The sequence below is a fragment of the Pseudoxanthomonas sp. SORGH_AS_0997 genome (assembly GCF_031453535.1).
In the GTDB taxonomy this organism is placed as follows: Bacteria; Pseudomonadota; Gammaproteobacteria; order Xanthomonadales; family Xanthomonadaceae; genus Pseudoxanthomonas_A; species Pseudoxanthomonas_A winnipegensis.
The window spans coordinates 347,861-373,420 of the sequence record NZ_JAVIZI010000001.1 but is presented as its reverse complement, the minus strand read 5'-3'; the positions used below and the strand labels follow the sequence as shown (position 1 = coordinate 373,420).

Sequence of the window (25,560 nt, the reverse complement as noted above, 5' to 3'; positions counted from 1 at the left end):
CCTATTCCCTGTACTTGGGCATGGTGCAGTCGGAGTACACCACCTTGCAGGACGCCTTAGGGCCGGCTTTCTCTGCACAGTACTTAAGACCTAGCTCACTGGCGGTCTCGATCGAATCGGCCGTCTGAGCGAAGTTTGAGGTGCCGAGGATGTTGGGATCGATCAGTGCAACGCACTGGTTGAAGTAAGTGAAGGTCACGACGCATGAATGCCCGCCGCGCTCCTCGCATGCGCCCAGTGCACGCTGCTCGGCGGCCCGCTTGGACAACTCGCCGGTTGACACGCCCCCGATTAAGTTAGGGCTGTCGGCAATCGCGCCCCACGTTTTGTCCCAGTGGCCGACGATCTTCACGATGGTCCTTCCCGAACCAGATCCAGAGTTGGGCAAATCAGGCTGGCACAACACTGAGCCGGCCGCGACTCCGCCAGGACAGCGCGTCTGAGCGCCGGCGTTTGGCAGCATCAGCATCAGCGCGACCAAAACGCCAAGCCACGGGATCAGGAGACGCAATTGCGCCGGCCGCCGCTCAGGCATCGCCCGGCCGATTAGCGGCGCCCAACACGCCTCGTTTTTCGCTTTCAGCATAACGACTGCCTGCACCATAGCTAGAGCTGGAACTCGGAAGAGCCAGCGGCGTCACCGCCTGATTCGAACCGAGCTGCGGCGTTCTTGAGGCTTGGCTCTGCACCGTGATCGGAGCGCTCTGACCGTTGGGCGATGTGGAGGAGCCCGGGCCAATTGCCGCGTAGGGGCTGAATTGTCCCAAGGTTCCCTGGAAGAACATCGCAGCCATCGGCGGAGCGGTTACCAGCATCGCGGTGAGGATCAAGCCTAATCCGCTGGTCTGAATGGCGACCGTACGCAGGCCATCGCCTGACGCCAGGCTCATTGCGCTACTGATCCAGTATGCCGTCGCCACCGACGCCATTGCCCGCGTACAGATCGTGGTCATCACGTACAAGACGGCAAGGGAGAACATCGTTCCCAGCCCGTACAGGAGCCATCTGGAGAACAGGGATTTTGTCGCGTCGAACAGCAGACACAGGATGAACAGCGGCCCGAACCCGGTAAAGAGCGCCATCGCGACCTGATTGAGCGCCAGCATGGTCCCGCCCGCGAGTGCGGGTCCACCCGTGCCCAGGACCGACATGAATCCCATCATCAGGGACTCCCCGGTCACCTGGCCGTCTTCGCCAGACTGGGCGGAGCTCACGGCGCCGAGCGCGATCGTCGTAAGCGCCATGTTCTCGTTCATCGTCTCATAGAGGCCATCCAGCTTGTTCTCTTCGCCAGTTACCGCGCCGTACACCGCGCTGCCCAGTCCAGTGGTCAGGGTCGAATAGAGCGTCGAGGAGTTGCCTGCCCAGCCGGTCGCCACGCCGACGATGATCATCGCCTTCAGCGCATCGCCCACCAGGGCCATCATCGGCTCGCGCGAGCGGCCACTGACCACACGCCAGCCCTGCAAGAAGACCCAGATTGTCAGGATACTCAGTGCCACGATCCCGAGCAGACCGGCGAATCGACTAAGCAATTCACCTTGAAACGCCTCGATTTCATCCTTGATGAAGTTCAGAACAAGGTAATAGAACCCAAGGCTCGTTACACCTTCCACGTGTTACTCCTTGCCGCGTTCGGAGAACGCGGAAATCCGATTAATTTGAGTATTTCTTGGAAGTCTCGAGCGCCGTCTTCAAGATACCGATCGAAGCCGCAGAAGACAGGACCGAGGTCAGCGAAAGCCCGGCCGGGCCGCGCTGCGCCTCTCGCGTGATATCGGCGAGTTCGGCCCGCCTGCCGTTGAGATAACGGTCGTAGCTATCGAGAGTCAGCCGCAGATTCATGGCGTCGATCTGCTGCTGGGCCTGCAACGCGAGCAAGCGATTGGTGTTGGACTGCAGTTGGCCGTACTCGTTCTCGTCGCCGGGCTTGATATTGGCCCGCTCCTCGGTGATGGCCTTGAGCTGTTCCTGCCGGTCCTTGACCAGGTCCAGCATGTCGAGCAGGTAATTGAACAGCTTGTCCTCGTGCTTGACGATGTCCTGACAGATCGGCAACTGCTGCGTGTTGAGCGGGTTGGCGGTCTCGTTCCGGCAGCGCTTGTTCATCACCGTGTCGCCGGAACGCTTCTGCAGTTTGGAATCCCCATCGCCGGACTGCTGGCCTGCCTTACCGTTCTGAAGCGAGAAGCTAGGCTTTTCGGTGGTGTTGAAACTCTTGCCGTCCACGTTCGACTGCTTATAAATCTTTTCCAGCCGCTCATTGACGTCTTGCTTCATGCTGTCAATCTTGGTCTGTGTTGTTTCATCGGTGACATGCCATTGCGCGAACGCCGGCGCACAGGCGGCCAAGAGGCCGAGGCAGACGCACGCCCGAAGCGCCTGCTGGGATCGGCGGCGGAGAGGGATAGCGGTCGTGCTCATGGGAACTCCTTGGATCGAGATACGATTCATCGAATTGTCGTTATGCCAATGCGCTGCGGCCTGCGCGGTGAGCGACACGCCCGCCCTTGCCAGACCCCTTGCGGTTTTCATAGAAGAGCTCAAGCCACTCTTCCGGCGTCAGATCGGCCGCAGGTTTCTCCAGCTGCATCGAACGCTGCGCCAGCACCTGGTGCATGATCTCGATGTTGTCGGTGGAGGCCGAGATCACCGAGAGTGCATCATCGAGCCCACGCAGGTTCAGCTGGCACACCACCGAGCCGTGGCCCTGCTTGACCAGGAAGCAGCGTGAGCGCTCGTCGAGGCTGACGACGACCTGATACTCGGCCTCGGTGAGCTTGAGCCCCTCGATGTAATCCTCGCGACTGGCGTTCGGATTCGGCAGCAGGATCAGGGTCGCGGTCTGCTCGATCAGCGCGGCGGAAATGTCGCTCGCCAGCGCGTCCTCGGGGCTCTGCGTGGCGAAGATGCCCAGGCCATTCTGCTTTCGGATGGTCTTCTGCTTGTTCTTCGCGAACTCCTTCAGCCCGCCCTTTCCGTCCAGGATCTTCCAGAACTCGTCCATGACATAGATCAGCGGACGGCCGTCGATCAACTCCTCCAGGCGGTGCAGGAGATAGTTGATGACAGGCGCGCGGACCTCCGGATTGTCGATGATGTCGGTGTAGTCGAAGCCGATGATGTTGGCTTTCTGCAGATCGATGGTGTCCACCGGATTGTCGAACACCCAGCCGAGCGAATTGCCTGCCGTCCACTTGCGGATGCGTGCGTACAATCCGTCGTCGCCCATGTTGGGCAGACTCTTCTGGAAGTTGGTCATCGTCCGCAGGTGCGGCGGCGTATCCAGAATGTTCTCGACCGCGCGGAAGATGTCCTCCTCCTCGCGCGCGGTGTAGGCGATCTTGCCGGCCAGCACCTTGACCAGATCGGCCAGGAACTGGACGTTGGCCTCGTTACGCTCGCACTGGAAGGGGTTGAATCCGGTCGGCCGGCCGTTCTCCAGCGCCAGATAGTTGCCGCCGCACGCGCGGACGAAGATCTCCGCGCCGCGATCCTTGTCGAAGAAGAAGATCGTCGGCGATGGCGTGTACTTCTGCACCTGGCTCAACAGGAAGTTGATCAGCGCCGTCTTGCCGGTACCCGACTTGCCGATCACCATCGTATTGGCGATGGCCTTCTCGCCGAACGAATTCTCCGCCGGATGCGTGGCGTGGAAATTGAAGTAGTACGGCTGCCCGTTGGTGGTCTGCAGCGTGGTGATGCACTCGCCCCAGGGATTGTTGTCCTTCTTGCCCGTGGCGAAGTTGTGCAGCGGCGAGAGGCCAAGGAAGTTCAGCGAACTGATGTTGGCCGGCCGTGTCCGATACTTCCAGTTGGCCGGCAGCTGCGAGTAGAACGAGGCGGTCACCGCCAGGTCCTCCTTGGCCGAAACGAAGCCCGCATTGGACAGCTCGGCCCGCGCGGTAGCCACGTTCTGCTGCAGCTGCGCCTGGCTATCGGCATACAGCGCCATCACGAAGTGGTACTCGCCCAGCACGAAGTTGCCCGAGGACAGCTGATCCATCGCATGGTCGAGCTCGGCGATCTGGCTGACCGCCTTGTCGCCGGAGGAAATCATCATGCCCTTGGTCCGGTCGAGCACCTTCAGCGCATCGTGCCGGCCCATCGGGCTGAAGGAATGGCTGATGACGTACTCGAAGTCCAGATACTTCAAGCCATTGAGGATGCCCGGGAAGGTGCCGTCGGGGTATTCCTTTACGTTGAGGATCGCGCCGTAGTGCTTCTCGCCGTTGGGCGTGGCGATGATGTAATCGCCAGTCTTGGCCGAGAACAGATGCTTGCTGACCGGCAGATAGTCCTTGATCGACGCGCCCAGCACCGGCACCGGCTCGGTCACGCGATTCAGGATATAGCCCAGGAACTCCAGCGTCTCGGAGAACACGATGCCGTTGCGCGCTTCGTAGATGCCCAGGCGGTACGGCGAATAGTCCTTGAGCACCGCCTCCACGTTGCCCGCCAGCTCAAGGACCTTGGCGACGGCCTGCTCTTCCATGGCCCTCAACCGATCCAGATCGCCGCTCTTCTCCACGAAGGCCTTGCCGGCGACGATGGGGCGATACAGCAACGTCAGATACATCTCGTTGCGCATCACCTTTTGGCTGGACAGACTGTCGAAGTAATCGTCCGACAGCTGCTGGTTGAACTTCTGCGCGAAGGTGCTGCGCTGGCGGATGCTGCCGCGGCGGCGCACGTCGTGGACCCAGAACGCCACATTGACGAAGTCCGGCGCCCGCAGGGTCTGCAGCATCCGGTTGAACGTATTGTGCCGGTGCTCCAGCTCCCACTCCTCGCGGCCGACGAAGGGCAGACCGCCCAGGTGCCAAGTCAGCAGATAGTCCCCGCCCGTGGTCTTGACCACGGACTGCGCCACATGGCTCGAATAGGGAATGAACTCGCTGACGGGCGAATCGGGGTTGAACATAGGACCTTCCTGGTTTACTGCAACTGCCAGGCGACGATCGGCGCCTGGCACAAACTCGAACTGCCTACTCGCGCTCGGCAGGCTTCTTCCGGTACGGGTTGGGCGAAAACACCCAGAGCCCGTCGTTGTGACGGATGTTGCGGGTCCGCATGCGGAACTGCAGACGCAGCCCCATCAAGCGGAAAATCATCTCATCGCGCTTGGCCATCTGCCGCATCACGAAGATCACCACCGGCAAGGCCAGCAGCCAGAGCAGGTTGCCGCTGTACATCGCGAAAAGCAGCGTGCCGCCTGCCCCGATGAAGAACGGGACATACGGCACGCCCATGAACATCGCCGGGCGCGTGCAGCCTCGGAACATGATGTTCTTTTGCATGGATCAGCGGACCTGTTCCACCGGCAGCACGATCATGCTCGCAGTTGCACCGGTCGTCATGCACTTCGAGCTGTTCTCGTTCTTCGGCATGACCATGGCGGCGATCTGGCCTGCCGCGCCGATCAACAGACCGCCGATCAGGATGGGAGCGACATCGCCGATGCGCTTATGGGCGAAGGCGATCTGATAGCCGGCGAAGATGACCGCGATGGTCACCACCGCGATCGAGGCGATCGTCAGGATGTTGTTCACGCTGCCGAAGAAGCCGCAGACGCTGTCGGCAGTATCGCCATAGCCGTTGTTTTGCGCGAACGCCGGCAGCGCAAACACCGCGCCCAGCAGAATTGCAGCCTTCAACATCGCCTTGCACGTTGCAGTCGTCTGGGTCGAGACCAACTTGCCTTGCTTTTTCATGTGACTCTCCTTGCTTCGAGGGTGGTATGGGGGAATGCCTCCCCGGGATCGGCGCCGTTCCCTAGAACGGCGCCAGGAACTCAGAACACGAATGCGTTGTCGCCGGCCTGTCCCTGCGCCTTGCCCGCCGCGTCGGCCACTTGAGGCGCGGCCGCCTGGGCGGGCGCAGCCTCCGGCTTCTGGCCTTGCAGGGGCGTGGGAAAGACGGGCCCGTTGCGGGTCAATCGCACCACGCCGCTGGCCGACGGCGCCGCTTGGGCAGGCCCAGGCGCGGCCGCCGCAGCAGACGCGGCGACATCGCGGGCCGCGCTCACAACAGGAGCAGCGGCGTCCTGCGAGGCGGACCTGGAAAGCGTCTCCTGCCCGTCGTCCTGGCCCACGACCCGGCGCGAGAGCGGCGCTTGCGCGTCCGCCACCGAACCGGCGCGAGAGGCCGACGGCGATACATTCGCCACCACCGGGATGGCGTCGCCGGGGTCCATCCCGGCGCGCTGACCGGCGATGGAAGCGAAGATCTTCTGGACGTAGCCGTGCTGGTACCCGGTCGTGAAGTTGCCCGAGTAGTAACAGCTGAACGCGCTACCCCAGTCTCCCTGCGCGCGCGCATGGCACTCGGAAAGGATCCGCGCGCCTGCTCGCAGATTCACGCAACCATCGAAGGCCTGCGCGTACGAGGCAACCCCGTACTTGCGCAGGTTGTAGCGATTGACCTGGGCCAACCCGACAGAGAAATTGTAGCCACGGCGTTCTAGCATCTCGGCGGTCGCAACCGCTTCGGCGAGATTACGTGGCTGGCGCACCAGACGCCCGCCCACCACGCCGATGGCGTAGGGGTTGGCCGAGGACTCGACCTGCACCACGTGATGCATGACGTCCATGGGCACCGCGAGGTTTTGGCACTGCATCATGTCCACGAAGGGAAGCATGCGCACCTCCTTTGCCTGTAGGCACCATCTGTCCGCTTCCCACGGGGCCGGGCGCGCGATCCATGGCGCGGCATTTGCGATACCGCATCTTCTGCCAGCCTCGAAGGCGATGTCAATTCGTTCACCCCTCCTCCTTCGTGATGGAGCGCACGCTAAATTCGGCTTGAAACATGGTCCTTCGCCCGCGTCGTCAGTCAGTGAAAACGCGGTCCGGCGTGAAATCGATCCCAGTGATATACCGCCCACCGGCGTGGGCCTTGATATGCACCACGATATCGATCGTCATCATCAGCAACCGCTTGATGACGCTGAATTCGAGGCCCGCGCCCTCCGACGAGGCCTTCACCATCAGCGCGAGCTGGTCCCAGGTCTGACCGATGCTGCCTGCATGGCAGCTGGTGATCGAGCCAGGATGGCCTGAGGCGCAGTTGCGGATGAAGTAGAACGACTCGTCGCCGCGCAGCTCGGCCAGGATGATGCGGTCGGGCTTCATGCGCAGGCAGGCCTCCATGCAGCTCTTGGCGGTCACGTTGCTCGTGCTCTGCCCACCCTTGGAGTACAGCAGATGCACGACGTTGGGCTGCTCGATGAAGAGTTCGCGCGCGTCCTCGATGGTCACCAGGCGCTCATCGCGCGGGATGTGATGGACCAGCGCCTTCATGAAGGTCGTCTTGCCGCTGCCGGTGGCGCCGGACACCACGATGTTCTTCTTGTAGAGCACGGCCTTGCGGAAGAACTCGGCGTAATCGCGGCGCCGGCGCAGCTCGAGCAGTTCCTCGTCGTGCGCGCTGAGCCCGGCATTGCCTTCCAGAATCTGGTCGAAAAAGCCTTCCTGCTGATATTGATCGAGCGTGCGCGTCTGATGCGACGGCAGGCGGATCGTGATCGAGACCTTGCCCGGATCGCATGCCGGCGGAATCACGAACTGCGCACGCTGCCCGGTCGGGAAAGTCAGCGACACCACCGGATCGGCATCGGTGATGCGCTGGCCGGTGTTGCTCTCGTTGACCACGGCGGTGCAGAACTGCCGGGCGCGCTCGAAGTTCAGCGACGGCACCTCGACCCGACGCCAGCCGTCGCGCCCTTCCAGATACAGCTCGCCTGGTCGATTGACGCAGATCTCGGTCACGTCGTGGGACGACATGTACTCACGGATGCCGAGCACCTCGTACTGATAGTCGAGGAACTCGTTGGACACCTGGGCGACCGGCCCTTCGGTGACACCGCCTTCCATGAGTCGTCCCTCCAGCATCACTGGTAGCTTGGGAGCACACCCGAGAAGTCCACGTCCTTGGCGACGTAGACATTCAGGACCGTGCCCTGGTTGATGGTGACCGTCGGCGAGCGCGCCATCTGCTGGCTGATCATCTGTTCGGACAAGCGCTGCATGGCCTGCGCGGTTTCGCTCTCGTACGGCTCGATGTAGGTTGTGCCGTTCTCGGTGATCGTGGTCCGCTGCGGGCCATGCTTCTGGCCTTCGTATTTGAAGGCATCGGCGATCAGGCTGATCATCAGCGCCGAGGTGATCTTGCTGGCCCAGTGGTTATTCAGATCGCCCGGATGCCCGGCGCCGCCGAGGTTGTCCACACCGGGGCTCGACATCATCACGTCGATCCCGGTGGGCGTGGTGATGCGATCCCACACGACGGCCACGCGATTGGTGCGTCCGCCGCCGCCCGAGTAGGTGCCGCTGACCTTCGACCCCTTCGGCAGCAGCAGACTTTTGCCGTTCACCGAATAGACCGGCTCGGTCACGATGCAGCTGGTGAAGCCGGACACGTCGGTGACGATATGCGTCTCCAGCACGCAGCGGATGTAGGTGCCGCGCAGCAGCAGGGTGTCGGGCTTCTGCAGGTAGCTCGCCGCGGAGACATCGCCAAGCTGGGCCTGGATGGGCGGCTGCGTCCCGGGCTCGCCGTTCCGGGGCGTCGGCGCGGTGCCGAGGCCATCGGGACCGCCCATCGGCGCACCGCCAGCGTTACCGCCCACGCTTGCGCCGCTGTCGGCGATCCGGCGCTCCACCAGCGAAGGACCGGCTGGACGCTGCTCGCGCCGGGCACCGGCCAGGTTCTCGCGGCCGAACTCCTGGGGCTCTTCCAGCGGCAGCGGGGCCACCGGCGTCGCCGGCTCCGCGCTCGCCGCTGGCAGCGCGGGCTCGACCTGAGGCGCGTCCGGCACGAGCGGCCGCTCGACACGCGCCTGCCGGGTGGCCTCGGGCTTGTCCTGGCCGGAGTTGAACATCTTCAGGAACATCGCCGCCATCACCAGAATCAGCAGCAGCGTCGCGCCCATGAACAGCAGCGCACGCCGATTGAGGCGCTGGCCTTCCTCGGAACGCAGGCTCGGCGCGGCGCTATCGAGATCCTCGACCTCTGGCTGCCTACTCGAGGAAAAATACGGATTGCCCCGGTCCTCCGGCGGCTCTCCTGCGCCGGGAGGATCGCGATGCTCGGGCGGAATGTTGTTCTGGCTCATTTCTGCTGATTCCTCCGCAGCCCAACGACATTCAGTCCATGGCGGATCACCAGATAGGGATAGGTGCCATGAACGACGATCGTGTTCTTGTCGACGGTGGTATTCACCACGAAATCCTCGCCGTGCTCCTCCTGCCGGCCATAGACGCTGGGAAAGTTTCCGCTGGGAAAGCTCACCCCATCATTCATCTTGACGTAGGTGAAGCGCCCATCGTCGTAGACCGTCGTGGGAATCAGCCACTGCGCCTTGCTGCGGGTCGCGTAGGAATAGTCGTAGTAGTAGCGCCGGGACTTGTCGATCCCCAGATCGATCTGCGCCGGGGGCTCGCTCGGTGCCGTCGTCTCGGCCACCGGCGTGGTCGCGAACTGCGTGTCCGGCGAGTAGACGAAGCTGATCTTGTACTGCACGCCGGCGGCGCGCGCCTGGTCGAGCGCCTTCCAGTCCGTGGCGACGACCTTGAGCTCGAAGATGTAGGAATGGGTGGCCGTGCGCACCATCATGTTGGTGTCCACGTCCGTGTTCTTCGGCTTGAGGTAGAACACGTTTTCGCGGCGCGACAGCTCCCAGCCGCTGCTGAAGCCGGTGCTGTAATCGAGGATCTTTTCGTTGGGGCTCAGCTCGATCTGGGTCGTGATGCCCAGCCCGGTCCTGACCTGGTAGATCGCGTCCGGCTTATACTCGTAGCGATCGATGACCTGCGCCCCGACGGACGCCGACGCACACAGGCCCGACAGCAGCAGGAAGAAGACCGGCAGCACGCCGGCGCGACGTGGCGCACTCATTGCGAGGTAGCTCCGTTCTGCTCAGTGGTGGAGGGTTGTGTCGGCGCCGGCTGACCATTGGCCGGCGTCGACTCGACGGGAGGATAGGCAACCTGGCCAGGGGCCGCCGCTGCAGCACCGGCGGCTGGCACCGGCGTTTCGGCGACCGGAAGGCTGGCGGCGTCGCTATCGACGCGATAGCTGGTGACCTGGAACCCCAGCGGGTTGATCACGCGGTCCTGATCCTCGAACTTGAGGTTCTTGTTGTAGCTGTAATCGATCGTGGCCAGCTTGTTGTCCAGCGGCTGGGTCTGGCCAGTCTTCTTGTCGTACTTGAAGCGCTGGAACCGCACTGTCGCTCCGCGGAACCCCTGCCCGTCCGGCGTGCGCACCAGCACCGTGCTGAGGATCTTGACGCGGATGCTGGAGAAGCGACCGTAGGTCTCGATGAGATTGACCGGATTGCTCCGGCTGTAAAGCTCACGATACTCGTTGGCCACGGGCGTGGAGGACATCACGTTCACCTGACGCCAGCCGCCCAACGGTGTGAAAGTCTGGTCCGAGTCGTAAGACTCACGGGCCAGCACATAGCGCTCGACGTTGGCGCGGTTGATCGCCTCGTTGGAGGTGATGGTCTTGTCCATCACATCCGGCACCAGGCGGCTGGCCTGCACGTTGCCGGTATAGGGATCGGCCATCACGATGAACGGCGTGCGCTCCTTCAGCGGCAGCAGCATGAAATAGCCGCCGGCCAGCACCAGCGACAGGACGATGGCACCCGTGGCGACCTGCCAGGCGCGCTTTTCGCTGCGCTTGGCCATGTCGGCGATGGTGAGCTCGTAGTTCACCGCCTTCTGGATGGCCGCCTTGACCTTGGGCGTTTCTTCTTTCTTTCGGGAAATCATGCAGGAACGCTGCGCCTGTCGGGGATAGAGGATGCCGGCGCCGAATAGGACACCGACGCTGGAAGCGTCATGGCTTGGAGGGCGGCGTGGCCGCCGGTGCGGTCGTCGCGGCGGGCGCGGCGGAAGCCGACGTCACCGTGATCCTGTTGCCTACGACCGACACCGCGATCCCGCGTGGACCGTATGCACTGGTGAGCTGCGCGGCCGCATCGCGGATATCGGTGGTGTCGATCTGCGAGACCGGGCCATACAGTGTGAAATCCGAGCCGAAGCGATAGTCCAGCTGCATGCCGCTGTCCTTGGCCCAACGGGTGAGCATGGTCTTCAGGGTGCCGTCCATCGGCGAGGCCTGGAAGATGTAGGTACTCGACAGCGGGATCTCGATCGGCGTCTCGGAGTAGTTGTTGATCGGACGCCACTTGCCACCGAAGTCGGGCGCCGGCGTTGTGCCGCATCCGACGAGCAGCGCGCTCGACACGACCAGCATCGAAGAAAGTTTGACGATGTTCCGCTGCAACACGGCAACTCCTGTAAAGGGCAATCCGGACAAGGCGCACAAGAAACGACGCGCCATCCGCACTCTGGAATGACGATCGATCGTTTCTAGTATCTGAAGATGACAGTGCGTCGCGCCTGATCGATACGATCAACGCGACGCCATTGTTCGACTGGCCTGTCGATGCGACTGTGCGCACAACCTGCGCGATGCGCTCTTAGCGCTGAAGAATCTCCTGACATCCCTTGTCCGCCCCCTTGTTCGACAACCGCCGCGGCAAGCAACACCGCGGCCACCACCACCCGGAAGGACTCCGCTCCAGGTGCCCCGTGCAGTAAAGCTAACGTGCACCTGACGGGTGCGTCAAGGATTCAGCACAGCTTCATCTGTCCTTCACAAGCCATAACGGAACGCGATACGCGCATCAAACTGTGATGCGCTCCACATCCACTTTGTCCATCACGCGCGCAGTGAAGTAGCGCTCCTTGTAGTACTTGATCTTCTCGCACTTGACCGGATGCGCGATGCCTTCGTACAGGAAGACCTCCTGATCAAATCCCATCGCCTTGAGTTCCTGCGGCAGCATCAGCGCGCGCCGCTCCTCCGAAACGCTGCGCGTCACTTCACGCCCGCGGGTGATGTTGCGCCGCTTGAAGGTGGTGTAGCCCAGCATCTCCGAGTAGTCGTTGGCGTCCTGCTGCTCGCGCGGCGCGTAGATGATCTGCAACGCATGGTTGGTGATGATGGTGCGCGAGACGTCCTTTCCATAGGTCGCATCCAGTTGCGCCATCGACTGGATGATCGGCAGCAGGCGGATGTTGTAGCCGGCCATGTACGACACGGCGGAGGCAATGATGTCGACCTTGCCGATCGCCGTGAACTCGTCCATCAGCAGCAGGCACTGGTACTTGAGCTCGGGGTTGTTCTGCGGCAACTCGCGGGTGTTGAGATTGATGATCTGGCTGAAGAACAGATTCACGATCAGTCGGCTCTCGGCCAGCTTGTTGGGCTGGATGCCGACATAGATGCTCATCTTCTTCTTGCGCAGGTCGGTGAGCAGGAAGTCGTCGCCGGACGTGGCGGCATCCAGCACCGGATTGATCCAGGCATTCAACGGCTCCTTCAGCGTGCCCATGATCGAGGCGAAGGTCTCATCCGCCTGCGACAGCAGGTTGGAGAAAGCCGAGCGCGCGTTGTCGCTGAGGAACTTGCGCGAGGCCAGGCCGCGCAGATAGGTCTTCAGATCCGTGCCATCGCCCGAGGACAGGCGATAGATGCGCCCCAGCGTCGGCGGACCGGAAGAGAACGGGAAGCCCGTGGCGACTTCGTCGTCATGATTCTCGAACAGGAACAGCGCGAAGGCCATGAAGGCGTTGCGGGCCTGGCTGACCCAGAACTTCTGCTCGTCCGCGCCATCGGGATACAGCATGGCCGCGATGCTCATCAGATCGGACACGCGGAAGGCCGGGTCGCGCGAGACGTAGGTCAGCGGATTCCAGCGATGGGTGCGGCGGTCTTCGGCGAAGGGGTTGAACAGATAGACCTCGTGTCCCTGCGACTTGCGCCAGCCGCTGGTCAGCTCGAAGTTCTCCTGCTTGATGTCCAGCACCACGACCGACTCGGCGTAATCGAGCAGGTTGGGAATCACGATGCCCACGCCCTTGCCCGAACGCGTGGGCGCGGCCAGGATCACGAACTGCTGCCCCGGCAGGCGCACCAGCTTGCCGCCGAACTTGCCGACGATGATGCCGGTGTTCGACGGCTGCAGCATCTTGTGCTTGTTCAGGTCGCCGGCATTGGCGAAGCGCGCATCGCCATGCAGCGACTGCCGCTTTCCCTTGAACAGCAGCGCCAGGACCAGGACATAGACGATCAGCACCGCGCCGAAGCCGATCCAGCCGGCCGCCTTGATCTTGCCGGCGTAAGGCCGATAGCGCGCATCACCCAGCGCCTGGACGTACTCGACATACGTGTTCCAGTGCAGCGGCGCATGCACCTTGAGCAGCGCCATCGTCACATAGCCGGACAGGTACAGCCCCGCCGCCGCGGCCAGCACCGTCAACACGACGGCCAACCCAAGTTTCCCCTTGCTCAAGCGCACTCCTCCTTGAAGCCGCGCCCGCGCGCGGCGCGAATCATCAACGGATCAACCGGGCCGTCTTGGGCCGAACCGACTTGCGCCGGCGCGGACGCGCATCGTCGGCGCGGATCGGCTGCTCGTCCTCGATGAGCTGCTCCATGTACAGGCGCGCCTGCTCCAGCGAGGTCTCCTCGCGCAGCTTGGCGCCCGAGTCGGTCACCACCGCGTAACCGATCACCTCGTCCGGCGCATAGGCCGGATCGGCATCGCGTGTGATGGCGACAACCTGATAGCCGTGCTTCTGCAAAAGGGTGTGGTGGTATTCCATCCCTGGCGCTCCTCGACGGTCCGAGAGCGCGATCCTAAGCGATCCCGGCGTGACGAGGCCACCTTCGCCCCCAGCCTCTAGGTCGCGGCAGGCTGCGCCTCGCCCGGCAGGCGCTCCAGGATCAGCAAAACATCTTCTGGCAACCTGGCGCCAGACATGAAAAAACCGGGCGCTGCCCGGTCCGTTTCATCTTCACCAGCCTGCTTCTGGCAGGAGGTGGTGGGCGGTACAGGGTTCGAACCTGTGACCCCTACCATGTCAAGGTAGTGCTCTACCGCTGAGCTAACCGCCCGTTGCGACATCGTGTCGCCGCGCCCTCGGTGCGAGGGGGGCGCATCATAACATCACCTGCGCGCGGCGTGAACAGCCCTGCGCGGTTTTTCCTCCTGCCCCGCTCCCTGCCCGGCCAGCCGCCCGCCTTACACGGTCAGGCTGACGGACTTGAGCTTCTGGATCTCGTCGCGCAGGCGGGCGGCATCCTCGAACTCCAGATCACGCGCGTGCTGGTACATGCGTGTCTCCAGCGTCTTCAGGCGCGCCGCGATCTGCTGCGGGCTGAGCGCGCCGTAGTCCTCGGTCGGCTCGGCGACCTTGCGGCCCTTGCCACGCTTGGGCGCATCCTCGTTGGCGGCCTCACGCGCGCCCTCCAGGATGTCCACGATCGGCCGAGCCACCGACTTGGGCACGATGCCATGCTCGGCGTTGTACTCCTCCTGCTTGGCGCGGCGGCGGTCGGTCTCGTCGATGGCGGCCTTCATCGAGGGCGTGATCCGGTCGGCGTACAGGATCGCCTTGCCGCGCAGGTTGCGCGCGGCGCGACCGATGGTCTGGATCAGCGAACCGGTGGAGCGCAGGAAGCCCTCCTTGTCCGCGTCCAGGATCGCCACCAGCGACACCTCGGGCATGTCCAGGCCCTCGCGCAGCAGGTTGATGCCGACCAACACGTCGAACTTGCCCAGGCGCAGGTCGCGGATGATCTCGACCCGCTCGACCGTGTCCACGTCCGAGTGCAGGTAGCGCACCTTGATGCCGTGCTCGCCCAGGTACTCGGTCAGGTTCTCGGCCATGCGCTTGGTCAGCGTCGTCACCAGCACGCGGTCGCCCATCGCGATGCGATCGTTGATCTGCGAGAGCAGGTCGTCGACCTGCGTGCCGACCGGGCGGATCTCCACTTCCGGATCGGTCAAGCCGGTCGGGCGCACCACCAGTTCGGTGATCTCGCCATCGGATTCGCGCAACTCGTAAGGCCCGGGCGTTGCCGAGACATAGATGCTGCGCGGCGAACGCGCCTCCCACTCCTCGAAGCGCAGCGGGCGGTTGTCCAGCGCCGAAGGCAACCGGAAGCCGAACTCCACCAGCGTCTCCTTGCGAGAACGGTCGCCCTTGTACATCGCACCGATCTGGGGAATGGTCACGTGCGATTCGTCGATGACCAGCAGCGCATCGGCCGGCAGGTAGTCGAACAGGGTCGGCGGCGGCTCGCCCGGCGCCTTGCCGGTGAGATGGCGCGAGTAGTTCTCGATGCCACTGCAAAAGCCCACTTCGGCCATCATCTCCAGATCGAACTGGGTGCGCTGCGCCAGGCGCTGCGCCTCGACCAGCTTGTTCTGCTGGTACAGCTGCTCCAGCCGCTCCTTCAGCTCGATCTTGATCGTGTCGACCGCGCTGAGCGTGCGCTCGCGCGTGGTGGCGTAGTGGGTCTTCGGGTAGACGGTATAGCGCGGCACCTTGCGGATGGTTTCGCCGGTGAGCGGGTCGAACAACGTCAGTCCCTCGATCTCGCCGTCGAACAGTTCGATGCGCAGCGCCTCGACATCGTTCTCAGCCGGATGCACATCGATCACCTCGCCACGCACCCGGAAGGCGCCGCGCTGCAGCTCGTACTCGTTGCGCGTGTACTGCAGGTCGGTCAGGTGACGGATCAGCTGGCGCTGGTCGATGTGTTCGCCGCGCGAGAGGATCAGGCGCAGCGACAGATAGTCCTCGGGCGCACCTAGGCCGTAGATCGCCGAGACCGTGGCCACCACCAGCGCATCGCGCCGCGACAGCAGCGTCTTGGTCGCGGCCAGGCGCATCTGCTCGATGTGCTCGTTGATCGAGCTGTCCTTCTCGATGAAGGTATCCGAGGACGGCACATAGGCCTCGGGCTGGTAGTAGTCGTAGTAGCTGACGAAGTACTCCACCGCGTTGTGCGGGAAGAACGACTTGAACTCGCCGTATAGCTGGGCAGCCAGCGTCTTGTTGGGCGCCATCACCAGCGTGGGCTTCTGGATGCGCTCGATCACGTTGGCGATCGTGTAGGTCTTGCCCGAGCCGGTCACGCCCAGCAGCGTCTGCTTGGCCAGGCCCGCCTCGAAGTTCTCGGTCAGCCGGTCGATCGCCTGCGGCTGGTCGCCGGAAGGCGAATAAGGGGAAACGAGCTGGAAGCGGTCTTCGCTCATGGTCACGCCTTCGAAGTCGAAAAAAAGTATAGCGCCGGGGTTGGTGAGCTCCGGATGCAGACATTTCCTACCGATCGCTGCGCCGAGCGCCGATGTCGGCGGCCGGCCGCAGGAGCGAGGCTGACCCTCCCCTCCCAACTCGGACAAGGAATGCCCGATGAACATCCGCCCGTCCCGCAAGGACCGACGACACGCCCGCGGCTTCACCCTGGTCGAATCGCTCGTGGTCCTGGCCGTGGCCAGCATCGGCCTGGCCATCGGCGTGCCGTCCTACAACGCCTTGCTGCGTCACCAGCGCGAAGCGGCCACGACCAACCTGCTCAGCTCCTTCCTGGCGTCCGCACGCAGCACCGCGATCAGCTACCGCATCCCGACGGTGGTGTGCCCGTCGCTGGACAAGAAGGAATGTCGGGACGACAGCGACTGGACACAAGGCTGGATCATGTTTTTCGACGCCGACGGCAACCGTCGCCCCGACCTGAGCGAGGACCTGCTGCGCGTCGAATCGGCCCCGCGCGATCCCGACCTGCGGATCCTCTCCACCGGGGGGCGCCCCAAGGTCACCTTCCTGGCCAACGGCAGCGCCGCCGGCACCAACCTGACCATCCGGCTATGCCGCGGCGCCACCTCTCACGCGGCGGTGATCGTCAATCAGAGCGGGCGCACGCGGGTGGAGAAGCCGCGGACGTCGAAGGGGTGCGAAAGCTGAACAGGGCGAGCAGCGCCGTGCTGCGGCATCAACCAGGGCGGCCCGTCACTGGTCGTGGACTGACCCGCTTGAATCTGAAACGCCGCCTCAAAGCACTAGCTGCGTGGGCCAGCAACGTAGCCCGGAGCACACAAACGCCACGGGCCTGCATCGCTGCAGGCCCGTGGCTTGAATCTTGGCGCCCGAAGTTGGACTCGAACCAACGACCCCCTGATTAACAGTCAAGTGCTCTAACCGGCTGAGCTATTCGGGCGGGGGAGCGCATTCTAGCGGCCGAGGTCCGTCTCATGCAACCGGTTCCGCCGGCTGGCAGACGGGCCAAAGCACTGCCTCCGTCGACAGTGCTCGCTACCAGCAGCTGGCTAGCGTTCCGGCCGTGTTTCCCTTGACGCCGGCCTGATTGATGCTCAGGTTTCCGCACTTGTCCAAGCTCTGCGGCGCTTTGGCGGTCGCGGTGATCATGAAGGTGGACTGCGCCTGGTTGGAAAGCGCCAAGGTGTAGTACGCCGTACCTCCTTCGCGCGGGGACTGTGTCGTCGGCAGCGTAAAGTTTACATACGTGTTGTTGACCGTATGAAAGCGCTCAGCGAGCTGCGCATACTCAAGTAGGTCGGCCTTGGCTTGCGCACGACGCGCCTTCCGAACGTAGTCCTGATAGGACGGAAACGCAATCGCGGCCAGGATTGCGACCACTGCCACGACGATCATCAGTTCAAGCAGGGTGAAACCAAAGGCTCGTTTATCGCCAATCCGATTCATCGAATCTGTCTCCAAGATTGACGCCCACAGGGTCTGGGCACATATAGGGGGTCGGCACCTGCGACTTGGACGACCATGGAGCAGCGTGCGCCCAGCGCACTGTTCTCTTCGGCCGCCGTAGGCGTCGCGCTGGTCAACGGGGCGACTCGTGCCGTGGACATCACGGCCACATCCTTCACAGGAGAAGATCCGCTGGTCGACAGCGTCAAGGCGCCAGTCCCTGTGCCGGGGGTCGAACCAGTTGGCGTCCCAACGCGGACGACCGACAGACCCGCACCGCCCGACAGACCATTCAAACCATACAGTCGATTGATGCCCTCTCCAGCGCAGGAGCCACTACTTTCAGGCGAGTACGTGGGAAAGTACACCAAGCCGCTGTCGACCCGTGGGTAGCCGACGAAACGCTCGCCCGACGCCGCGACCACCCCGCCACTGCTGATGCCAAGATCCAGATACCAGCCTCGCTTGCCAGCAGGCACCACGTTAGACGTCACAGCCCGCGTCTTGCCAGCGGTCTCGGCAGTAATGGTCTGCTGTTGTAGATCGGAGCGGCCATCGATACTCGACCCCGAATCGAGGATCCCGTAGAGCGTCTGAATCTGCTTGTCGCTCTTGTCGTCTTCAAAGGAAAAGCTGCCTGTCCCGAAATACAGCATTACGCCGCCGCCCGCGCCGGAGGCGGCATCAAAGCCACCCATGATTGGCTGACGCACACCGCTGGGATCCTTCGCCACAAACAGCGGCACGGTCTGAGTCGAATTGTTGCGCAGGTCGAACTTCCATACCGCGCCGTTCTGGTCGCCCGCGTAGACCGTATCGGCATAGCCATCGCGCCCTGTGGTCGAACCGGTTCCTATATAGCGATCCAGAACCACCACGTTCCCGAGCCCGTTGGCCACTGCATCGCGCCCAGCCTCCTTTGCCATGATCGTAGTAGCCGCGCCCGTCTCCACATCCACTACGAACAGCACTGCGCGATTGCTCGCGCTGTTGTAGCCATTGCCAAAGATGGCTTTCCATCTGACAGTTCCGTCGTTGGCCTTAACCGGCACGACCACGGGCTTGCCCAACACATAGCCGATGTTGTTCTTGATGTTGCCGGCGCTGACGCTGTCGTTAACTTCCCAGAGCACACTTCCGGTGCCCACACTGGAAGGACTGGTCACATTGATGGCGAATACACCACGCCCCCCGGCTCCCAGTCCCCCGACGATCACCGTCTTCCAGGTTGATCCCCAGTACGCATCGGACACCACCGATGGTCCATCGACGAAGAAGGTGTGGCGGAAGGCCTGGTTGTTCTTGTCATCGGCGTTGTACGGGAACAGCAGATTGCCCATGTGGCCGACCGAGGCCGATGGCGCATAGCCAAAGAGCTCCGCACCGGTCTTGCCATCGAATGCATGGTAAAAGCCATCGTTCGCTCCGACGTACACCATCGGCCGGTCGAGGCTCTTCTTGGTAGCCAGATAGGCCTTGTAGCTACTCGCATAGGGATACGTGTAGGCGCCGTTGCTCTGGATGTCGCGCAAAGAGTTCGCATAACCGTAATCATCGGCCGCTGCACTGATGACGGGCGTCGAGTTGACGAGATCGCCAAGGCGCGTGCTTCGCGTACGCAACGGCGTAGACGCGTCCTTCTCAAGCGACTGGTCCCCCCGCAAATAATCCACTGCCTGATCGAGGGTCACCTTGAGCTTGCTGTTCGGTCCGACAATGCCATTGCTCGAACCATTGGCAGAGCAACGCGTCAAGACATCGGAACAAAGCGCCGAGGCATCGCCGATGTTCGCGCTGGTGAATGACATGACCGTTGGCTTCACACCCCCGGACGTCTTGCCGAACAGAAGGTTGCGCGATGCAGCGGCGGGAATTTTCCCTGCATCTGTGGCCTCCCAAAGCTTGTTGTAGGAGATCGCGCCGGTCAGGATGTTGCTGGAAACCGACTGTGCCGTCAGCGTGCTGTACCAGTCGGTACTGTTGTTGGTGGACGTATAGGCAGGAACCACCGTCAACGAGCCCGCGCCGATGCGGGCGCCGGTCAGCCCGATGCTTCCCGATGGCGTGGTGCCGGCGCCCACCGATGCCAGGATGCGGCGCATGGCTTCCGCGATTTCCGCGGGCGATTGGGCGTTGATGAACTCGCCGCGCGTATTGAGCGCGGCATGCCAGATGTCATCGACATTGGCCGGCTGCAGGTTCATGGAACTCGTGGCGTACCAGGTGGGGGGATTCTTGTAAGGGTCCGCTGTCGCCGCTGCATCGACCCCATACACTCTGCCCACCGCACCAAGCGTAATACCGTAGAAATTGACGTGCTGGTTTTTGTTGCAATCGAGCTTCAGATCCGGGTTGGCGCCGCTGCATGCGTCCGGCACCGGCACCTGACCAGCGACCAGATCAGGCCGGATATTGTTCTCATAGGACCAGCTCGCGAAGTCGGCGATGGTATCTGTCGAGGGGCTTCCTTTTAGCGGAACAGGCAACGACCCATCGACGTCGCCCACCGCGATGCTCCCGCCGCCCGTGTAACTGTCGTTGGTGTATCCATCCGTGAAGAGCATGGAGGCGTTCTTCTGGCAAGACAGCTGGACCGGCGCTCCAATGTCCTTTCGACGAAACTGGTCGCCCATGAAGCGGACCGCCTGACGCAGCGGCGTGGCGGAATTACCAGTCAAAGCACGCATGTTCGAATACAGTGTCTGGCGATCGCCAGCGACGTTCAGATCGAACATCGTCACCGCATTGCGCTTGTTAATCGTGAAGTAGCCCACACGCATGTCTTTCACTTCCGCAATGGACTGGGTCATCGCGGAAATGGTGGCGCGGTTACGGTTGCCGTGATAAGTCCACCAGTTGGCGAAATTCTGAACCGCCGTTGCGCCTCCCGTCGTGAAGTTGCCTTCGAGATACTCGTACTTGTAGAGATTGCTTCCCTTCGGACCGGCACCGGTGATCAGGACGCGCTTGCTCAGATCAAATCCCGGCGGCGGTGTCGCATCCTCACTCAGATAGACGACTGCAGGGTAGTAGCGCAGCTTGATATTGCAGTTCGACGCGAGCGTCAGATTCGAAGAAAGCGTGATCCAGTCATTGGTCGGCGCACCGACTCCTGGCGTAGGCGTATTGCTGCACCTGTCATTATTGAGATAAGTCGTTCCGGCAAAAAGGATCATGCCGGCGGTGTAGGCAATGGCGCCCGAATCAAGCGTTTTGGTGAAGTCGAACGTGGTGCCGGAATTGGACCTGACATCCTCCTTGGCCGCGGTAGGACTCGAATTGGCCTCATAGCTTCCGTCGGACGTCTGCCAGGGCAGATAAGTGACCGCTGGATTGAAGTAAGCGCGGTTGTATTCCGGATCGCGCGCGGCGCCGTACTGGTCAGCCCTGGGCACGCCGCTGCTGACGGCCTTGTTGTAACAAGTGCCCGAGCCCAACGGCGTTCCGTCAGAAGCGAAGAAGCTCTTCGTGTTGTTGTTCCAGCATCCGGAGCCGGACGATGTTGCAAACAACAGTTCATCACTGATCATCGAGCCTGAATCATCGACGCCCATGATGAAAGCGGGCTTGATGTTCGTCTCGATGTTCAACGGCGACTGAGAGAGCGTGCCCGCGCCCTGCGCCGCGAAGACCGAGTAGGCGACGTATCCAGCGCCTCCGGCCAAGGCAAGAAGGAGACTGGAGGACAGCAGTAGGCGACGGTGCTTCATGTCGAGCCTCAGGGGCGGAAAATGGTGTCGACGGCCGCGTCGGCCGACGGCGCGGTATCCACATCGGTGGCGTAGGCGCTGATTTGATAGACGGGATTGGGATCTTCGCTTTCCGGCCGCCCCCCCATCGCCAGGCTGGTGTTGCCGGAGATGCAGCGCCCGATGGATCGCACCTTGGTGCTGTCCGCGGTGGAGTTGTTCATCGAGCGCTGGTACGCCCAGCTCGTGGCGTCGAAGCCGGTATCGCACACCAGATCCACCGTCACCGCGGCACAGGTGGTGGACGCCCGGTTAACCTCGGCTTCGACATAGCACTCCGCCTGACGCGCCCTGGCTTCGGCGTTCTGGAAGGCCATGTTGCTGTTCCGATAGTTCGCGGACATCTTCTCCTGCAGGCCACTGACCTGCATACCGACCACGCCGAGCAGCGCCAGCAGAATCAACATGATCAGCGCGACGTACAGCACCGCACCTTGCTGAGACGATGGGAAAGGACTGGAAGCGGATCGCATCGGCTTGGCCTTCAGTTTCCGTAGAGTCGGTTACGCAGGGCGATGACCGACTCGTATGAGGAACGATAACGTCCATCGTTAGGCGCGGTGAAATTAGTTCCCAGCGCGGTGAGCGATCCTTGCGTCCGCTGCGCGGAGGCAGCAACGTCCGCGCTGCTGGCGATGAGACCGACCCGCACCTGCTCCACGCGACGCCATGCATTCTCATTGGCAATCGGAGCACCCAAGGTATCGGCTGTGGCCAGGATGCCAATATTGCCGGTTAGCGAACTGACGTTGGTGGATTGATCTTGCCCGTAGATCAGCTGCATGCTGTCGATGCCTTCGACCAGCTCCTCGGTCGTGGTCACCACAGCGGTACCGTTGACATTGGTACTGAAGCGGGTTCTGTAGAGCGATGAAACGGTCGAGCCAGTCCGCGTGCCCACGTAATAGACCATCGATTCGGCCCTATATAGCGTGGCTTGGCCTGAGGGCGTGGCCGTGTAGTGGCCAACAAAATCCGGGATGCCGGTCCGCACGCCGCCCGAGTCGGTCGTATTGACGGTCCCGGCGCCCGAGTTCGTCGCACTCGCCTGGAAGACATCCGCGTAAGAGCAATCGCTCACCCCGAACAAGGCTGGATTGCCTACGCCATCGAGCGTCAGCGCGCTCCAGTTTGCCGGAAGTACGGTCAATTGGGTTGGGCCGACGACAGTGATGGGTGCACCGCTCCCGTAGAAGAACCGCAGCACGATGATGTCACTGCCTGGTTTCGGATTAAGTCCAGACAGATAGGCTGGTAACCCCGGCTGCCATCCTGCGGATGGAGAAGCCAAATTCACTGACGCGCCGGGAGCGGTCCCGTTGGCTTCATAGCCCTGCAAAGAAATGGCGAAATTGAGAGGATTGTCGCCGGTGGTTACGTGAGAGGTGAGGAGACCCGGTGTCTGCAGTCGGGCCTGATCGTTGACGCAGCCATAATGGCCAACCATGCGTACGTCGCGCTGGAGAAAGTCCACTGCAAAGCGGCCGTTCTCCTGCACGCGGGCCATGCCTTGAGAGAGCTGATAGGCGTTGCGTGAGGCGGCGAAGACCTGGATGACGCCGATCATCAGAATCGAACCGATCAACAGGGCGATCATCAGCTCGATAAGCGACAGACCGTGGGCATGCTTTCGCGCAGAGGCGTTCACAGGCGAGTGCTCATTCTGACATTGCCTGTCTGGAACACACCGGTGGTGCGGGACGCGTCCTTCTCCCATCGCTGATCGTTCCAGTTCAAAGAGACGGTCGCCACGCCGTCGACATAGGTCACCACGGCCGAAGAGCCTTCTCCCAGTGTGGCGCGCGCGCGGCACTGCCAGAGCGTGATGTTGGCCGAGACGCTGACTGCAGCGCCGGAGGCTGGATAGGAACAGTTCGTCCCGGTCGCGGTCGCGGTGAAACTGGCTGCAGTGTATTGGGCAACCAGCAGCCGATTGGAACGCATCTGGTCAAGCAACTCGTAGACAAGATTCGTGGCCTGCGTGCGTTGATTAGAGCTTTCGCTGAAACGCACGCTCATGGTCTGCATCATGGCCAACCCCAGCAGGCCGAACCCCAGGATGAGAATGGCGATCATCACTTCCAGCAGGGTGAAGCCGCCGGCGCGATGTCCGCTGATTCGCTTGGCATGGTTCATGGGCAAGTGACCTGCTCGCGCGTGACCTGGCCGGTCGGACTGACCGTGAGGACATTCCTCAGCCGTTGTCCGGACGGACAAGGATCAGAAGAGATCGTCAACACGGTGCCGCCCGTGAGCGCCGTGTTCGAGGAATCGCGGCCGGTCGCCCTGCCCCTGGCATCGAAATTGATCTGATTGGCCTCGCCACCGGTGATCGTGATGCTCGCCGGCTTGGCGGAGTAACTCACGATTGGCTCGGTGCCATCGAGGTTGCCATTACGATCGAGATCCTGCCAGACCAACCACCCGTCGGACCAGTCGCCGCTACAGGAGGTGGCATTGGCGCTGGGGCAAAGTCCCGAAGCGCGCGACTTGATGGCCTCCGTACGCGCCAGCGCGACCGCCGTCAGCAGTTGGTTGGTCGTCGTGGCTACCCGCGTCGAACGGATGGTATTCCGGAAACTCGGAAACGCGATCGCCGCCAGGATTCCCAGCACGGTAACCGTCACCATCAGCTCCAGCAGCGTGAAGCCCCTCGTTTGCGAGCGTCGGCCCATTCCCGGTCCCATCCCCTTTTCGGCAGATGAAGGTTACGGAAGCCGCCGCCGCCCGCCCAGCGTGGCACGATGGGCGGTCGGTTCAGGGAGACGAACGATGCGGACCGTGTCCTTGGGCACGTGCGCGCACGGCCCAAGGTCCGACAGGTGCGCAATCCTCAGGTCACGACCCGATAGCAGGGCTTGTAATCGCCGGCGATCTTCATGCGGCGCTGGGCGACGAAGGCCTGCAGCAGGTCATCCAGCGCGGCCATGATCTGCGGGTCGCCGTGGATCTCGAAGGGCCCGAACTCCTCGATCCGCCGCATGCCGTCCTCCTTGACGTTGCCGGCGACGATGCCCGAGAAGGCGCGGCGCAGGTCGGCGGCGATGGCGTGCGGTGCGCGCCCATGGTGCAGGTCCAGCTGGGCCATGGCCTCATGGGTGGGCGCGAACGGCTGCTGGAAGGCCAGCGGGATATCGATCGACCAGTTGAAGTAATACGCATCGCGCGCCTCCTTGCGGTGCTCGCGCACCTTGGCGATGCCGGCCTTCATCGCCTGCGCCACGGCGACCGGGTCACCGATGATGATCTGGTAGCGCGAAGCGGCGGCCTCGCCCAGCGTCAGCCGGATGAAGGTGTCGATCTGCTCGAAGTAAGGCGCGGCCACCACCGGACCGGTCAGCACCAGCGGGAACGGCAGGTGCGCATTCTCTTCGCGCAGCAGGATGCCCAGCAGATACAGGATCTCCTCGGCGGTGCCGACGCCGCCGGGGAAGACGATGATGCCGTGGCCGATGCGGACGAAGGCCTCGAGGCGCTTCTCGATGTCCGGCATGATCACCAGGTGGTTGACGATCGGGTTGGGCGACTCGGCGGCGATGATCCCCGGCTCGGTCACGCCGATGTAGCGCACCTGCTTCTGACGCTGCTTGGCGTGGGCGATGGTGGCCCCTTTCATCGGGCCCTTCATCGCGCCCGGGCCGCAGCCGGTGCAGATGTCCATGCCGCGCAGGCCCAGCTCGTAGCCCACTTCCTTGGTGTAGAGGTATTCCTCGCGCGAGATCGAGTGGCCGCCCCAGCACACCACCAGGTTGGGCTCCTGCGGCTTGATGATGCGCGCATTGCGCAGCTGCCCGAACACCGCATCGGTGATGCCGGCCGAGGTCTCCAGGGCGCTCGCGTATTCCTCACCCAGCTCGATGGCCATGTAGGCCAAATCGCGCACCACGGCGAACAGCAGCTCGGCCACGCCGCGGATGATCTCGCCATCGACGAAGGCCATCGCCGGCGCGTTGAGCAGCTCGATACGGACACCGCGGTCGCGCTGCAGCACCTGGATGTCGAAGTCGGGGTAGAGATCGCGCGCGGCGCGCGGGTCGTCGGAGGCGCTGCCGCTGGTCAGTACCGCCAGCGCGCAGCGACGCAGCAGCTCGTGCATGCCGCCGGCCGAGGCGTCGCGCAGGCGCGCCACTTCGGTGCGCGACAGGATATCCAGCCCGCCGCGCGGGTAGATGCGGGTGCTCACGACCGGCAGCGCCCGGGTTTCCACTTCACTCATT

At 62.9% G+C, this 25,560-nt stretch carries 23 protein-coding genes and 2 tRNA genes; 1 reads left to right on the top strand and 24 read right to left on the bottom strand.

Annotated elements, in window-relative coordinates; all coding sequences use genetic code 11:
- Position 1: 1 nt before the first annotated feature.
- The 16 genes from QE438_RS01710 to uvrB all read right to left on the bottom strand — a co-directional run bounded on the left by QE438_RS01710 (position 2) and on the right by uvrB (position 16,126).
- Entirely contained in the window at positions 2-352 is a 351-nt protein-coding gene (locus tag QE438_RS01710) for a DUF4189 domain-containing protein (protein WP_307184038.1), read from the bottom strand.
- A gap of 175 nt (positions 353-527) precedes the next feature.
- The gene (locus tag QE438_RS01705; protein ID WP_306992991.1) at positions 528-1,616 is read right to left on the bottom strand and encodes a type IV secretion system protein; all 1,089 of its coding nucleotides are present in this window, start codon (positions 1,614-1,616) and stop codon (positions 528-530) included.
- Positions 1,617-1,656: 40 nt separating this feature from the next.
- The gene (locus QE438_RS01700; RefSeq protein ID WP_306992993.1) at positions 1,657-2,424 is read right to left on the bottom strand and encodes a hypothetical protein; all 768 of its coding nucleotides are present in this window, start codon (positions 2,422-2,424) and stop codon (positions 1,657-1,659) included.
- Between the two features lie 40 nt (positions 2,425-2,464).
- A complete protein-coding gene (locus QE438_RS01695) occupies positions 2,465-4,924 on the bottom strand; it encodes a VirB4 family type IV secretion/conjugal transfer ATPase (RefSeq protein WP_306992994.1) in 2,460 nt (819 codons plus the stop codon).
- A 64-nt stretch (positions 4,925-4,988) separates the two neighbouring features.
- The gene (locus QE438_RS01690; RefSeq protein ID WP_130519931.1) at positions 4,989-5,300 is read right to left on the bottom strand and encodes a VirB3 family type IV secretion system protein; all 312 of its coding nucleotides are present in this window, start codon (positions 5,298-5,300) and stop codon (positions 4,989-4,991) included.
- Between the two features lie 3 nt (positions 5,301-5,303).
- Positions 5,304-5,714 (bottom strand): TrbC/VirB2 family protein, encoded by a 411-nt coding sequence (locus QE438_RS01685; RefSeq protein WP_306992996.1) that lies wholly within the window; start codon positions 5,712-5,714, stop codon positions 5,304-5,306.
- Positions 5,715-5,794: 80 nt separating this feature from the next.
- Positions 5,795-6,628 carry a lytic transglycosylase domain-containing protein gene (locus tag QE438_RS01680; RefSeq protein WP_306996185.1) on the bottom strand — a complete coding sequence of 278 codons (834 nt, stop codon included), beginning with the start codon at positions 6,626-6,628 and terminating at the stop codon, positions 5,795-5,797.
- Positions 6,629-6,830: 202 nt separating this feature from the next.
- A complete protein-coding gene (virB11, locus tag QE438_RS01675; protein ID WP_306996187.1) occupies positions 6,831-7,892 on the bottom strand; it encodes a P-type DNA transfer ATPase VirB11 in 1,062 nt (353 codons plus the stop codon).
- Positions 7,892-9,115: a TrbI/VirB10 family protein gene (locus tag QE438_RS01670; RefSeq protein WP_306992998.1), complete on the bottom strand. Its 1,224-nt coding sequence runs from the start codon at positions 9,113-9,115 to the stop codon at positions 7,892-7,894. The genes virB11 and QE438_RS01670 overlap by 1 nt, the downstream gene beginning before the upstream one ends.
- Positions 9,112-9,897, bottom strand: coding sequence for a TrbG/VirB9 family P-type conjugative transfer protein (locus QE438_RS01665; protein WP_130519925.1), 786 nt, complete (start codon positions 9,895-9,897; stop codon positions 9,112-9,114). Before QE438_RS01665 ends, QE438_RS01670 begins: the two co-directional genes overlap by 4 nt.
- Positions 9,894-10,781 (bottom strand): type IV secretion system protein, encoded by an 888-nt coding sequence (locus QE438_RS01660; protein ID WP_306993000.1) that lies wholly within the window; start codon positions 10,779-10,781, stop codon positions 9,894-9,896. Before QE438_RS01660 ends, QE438_RS01665 begins: the two co-directional genes overlap by 4 nt.
- A gap of 67 nt (positions 10,782-10,848) precedes the next feature.
- On the bottom strand, positions 10,849-11,268 hold the full coding sequence (locus tag QE438_RS01655) for a hypothetical protein (RefSeq protein ID WP_306996189.1): 420 nt from the start codon (positions 11,266-11,268) through the stop codon (positions 10,849-10,851).
- Between the two features lie 433 nt (positions 11,269-11,701).
- Positions 11,702-13,372, bottom strand: coding sequence for a type IV secretory system conjugative DNA transfer family protein (locus QE438_RS01650; protein WP_306993002.1), 1,671 nt, complete (start codon positions 13,370-13,372; stop codon positions 11,702-11,704).
- Between the two features lie 43 nt (positions 13,373-13,415).
- Entirely contained in the window at positions 13,416-13,685 is a 270-nt protein-coding gene (locus QE438_RS01645) for a hypothetical protein (RefSeq protein ID WP_306993004.1), read from the bottom strand.
- 217 nt (positions 13,686-13,902) lie between these two features.
- Positions 13,903-13,977, bottom strand: a tRNA-Val gene (locus tag QE438_RS01640).
- A 127-nt stretch (positions 13,978-14,104) separates the two neighbouring features.
- Entirely contained in the window at positions 14,105-16,126 is a 2,022-nt protein-coding gene (uvrB, locus tag QE438_RS01635) for an excinuclease ABC subunit UvrB (protein ID WP_307184039.1), read from the bottom strand.
- A 157-nt stretch (positions 16,127-16,283) separates the two neighbouring features.
- Between uvrB and QE438_RS01630 the strand changes: the two genes are divergently transcribed.
- Entirely contained in the window at positions 16,284-16,835 is a 552-nt protein-coding gene (locus QE438_RS01630; RefSeq protein WP_130533780.1) for a GspH/FimT family pseudopilin, read from the top strand.
- A 176-nt stretch (positions 16,836-17,011) separates the two neighbouring features.
- Here QE438_RS01630 and QE438_RS01625 read toward each other — a convergent pair.
- From QE438_RS01625 to ppnN, 8 genes are all read right to left on the bottom strand, one after another.
- A tRNA-Asn gene (locus tag QE438_RS01625) sits at positions 17,012-17,088 on the bottom strand.
- Between the two features lie 95 nt (positions 17,089-17,183).
- Positions 17,184-17,594: a type IV pilin protein gene (locus QE438_RS01620; protein WP_306993007.1), complete on the bottom strand. Its 411-nt coding sequence runs from the start codon at positions 17,592-17,594 to the stop codon at positions 17,184-17,186.
- Complete coding sequence (locus QE438_RS01615; RefSeq protein ID WP_306993009.1) at positions 17,591-21,304, bottom strand: PilC/PilY family type IV pilus protein; 3,714 nt, start codon at positions 21,302-21,304, stop codon at positions 17,591-17,593. Before QE438_RS01615 ends, QE438_RS01620 begins: the two co-directional genes overlap by 4 nt.
- A gap of 8 nt (positions 21,305-21,312) precedes the next feature.
- Positions 21,313-21,771 carry a PilX N-terminal domain-containing pilus assembly protein gene (locus QE438_RS01610; RefSeq protein ID WP_306993011.1) on the bottom strand — a complete coding sequence of 153 codons (459 nt, stop codon included), beginning with the start codon at positions 21,769-21,771 and terminating at the stop codon, positions 21,313-21,315.
- A gap of 56 nt (positions 21,772-21,827) precedes the next feature.
- Positions 21,828-22,991, bottom strand: a complete 1,164-nt coding sequence (locus QE438_RS01605; RefSeq protein WP_306993013.1) for a PilW family protein — start codon at positions 22,989-22,991, stop codon at positions 21,828-21,830.
- On the bottom strand, positions 22,988-23,479 hold the full coding sequence (gene pilV / locus QE438_RS01600) for a type IV pilus modification protein PilV (protein ID WP_306993015.1): 492 nt from the start codon (positions 23,477-23,479) through the stop codon (positions 22,988-22,990). Before pilV ends, QE438_RS01605 begins: the two co-directional genes overlap by 4 nt.
- Positions 23,476-24,018: a GspH/FimT family pseudopilin gene (locus tag QE438_RS01595; RefSeq protein WP_309731638.1), complete on the bottom strand. Its 543-nt coding sequence runs from the start codon at positions 24,016-24,018 to the stop codon at positions 23,476-23,478. Before QE438_RS01595 ends, pilV begins: the two co-directional genes overlap by 4 nt.
- A gap of 158 nt (positions 24,019-24,176) precedes the next feature.
- Entirely contained in the window at positions 24,177-25,559 is a 1,383-nt protein-coding gene (gene ppnN / locus QE438_RS01590) for a nucleotide 5'-monophosphate nucleosidase PpnN (protein WP_130529070.1), read from the bottom strand.
- Between the last annotated feature and the right edge of the window lies 1 nt (position 25,560).

Excerpts from the sequence above, each read along its gene's own strand:
- QE438_RS01700 (WP_306992993.1), bottom strand. The coding sequence starts at position 2,424 with ATGAGCACGACCGCTATCCCTCTCCGCCGCCGATCCCAGCAGGCGCTT.
- QE438_RS01695 (WP_306992994.1), bottom strand. The coding sequence starts at position 4,924 with ATGTTCAACCCCGATTCGCCCGTCAGCGAGTTCATTCCCTATTCGAGC.
- QE438_RS01690 (WP_130519931.1), bottom strand. The coding sequence starts at position 5,300 with ATGCAAAAGAACATCATGTTCCGAGGCTGCACGCGCCCGGCGATGTTC.
- QE438_RS01685 (WP_306992996.1), bottom strand. The coding sequence starts at position 5,714 with ATGAAAAAGCAAGGCAAGTTGGTCTCGACCCAGACGACTGCAACGTGC.
- virB11 (WP_306996187.1), bottom strand. The coding sequence starts at position 7,892 with ATGCTGGAGGGACGACTCATGGAAGGCGGTGTCACCGAAGGGCCGGTC.
- QE438_RS01670 (WP_306992998.1), bottom strand. The coding sequence starts at position 9,115 with ATGAGCCAGAACAACATTCCGCCCGAGCATCGCGATCCTCCCGGCGCA.
- QE438_RS01665 (WP_130519925.1), bottom strand. The coding sequence starts at position 9,897 with ATGAGTGCGCCACGTCGCGCCGGCGTGCTGCCGGTCTTCTTCCTGCTG.
- QE438_RS01660 (WP_306993000.1), bottom strand. The coding sequence starts at position 10,781 with ATGATTTCCCGAAAGAAAGAAGAAACGCCCAAGGTCAAGGCGGCCATC.
- QE438_RS01655 (WP_306996189.1), bottom strand. The coding sequence starts at position 11,268 with ATGCTGGTCGTGTCGAGCGCGCTGCTCGTCGGATGCGGCACAACGCCG.
- QE438_RS01645 (WP_306993004.1), bottom strand. The coding sequence starts at position 13,685 with ATGGAATACCACCACACCCTTTTGCAGAAGCACGGCTATCAGGTTGTC.
- uvrB (WP_307184039.1), bottom strand. The coding sequence starts at position 16,126 with ATGAGCGAAGACCGCTTCCAGCTCGTTTCCCCTTATTCGCCTTCCGGC.
- QE438_RS01630 (WP_130533780.1), top strand. The coding sequence starts at position 16,284 with ATGAACATCCGCCCGTCCCGCAAGGACCGACGACACGCCCGCGGCTTC.
- QE438_RS01620 (WP_306993007.1), bottom strand. The coding sequence starts at position 17,594 with ATGAATCGGATTGGCGATAAACGAGCCTTTGGTTTCACCCTGCTTGAA.
- QE438_RS01615 (WP_306993009.1), bottom strand. The coding sequence starts at position 21,304 with ATGAAGCACCGTCGCCTACTGCTGTCCTCCAGTCTCCTTCTTGCCTTG.
- pilV (WP_306993015.1), bottom strand. The coding sequence starts at position 23,479 with ATGAACCATGCCAAGCGAATCAGCGGACATCGCGCCGGCGGCTTCACC.
- QE438_RS01595 (WP_309731638.1), bottom strand. The coding sequence starts at position 24,018 with ATGGGCCGACGCTCGCAAACGAGGGGCTTCACGCTGCTGGAGCTGATG.
- ppnN (WP_130529070.1), bottom strand. The coding sequence starts at position 25,559 with ATGAGTGAAGTGGAAACCCGGGCGCTGCCGGTCGTGAGCACCCGCATC.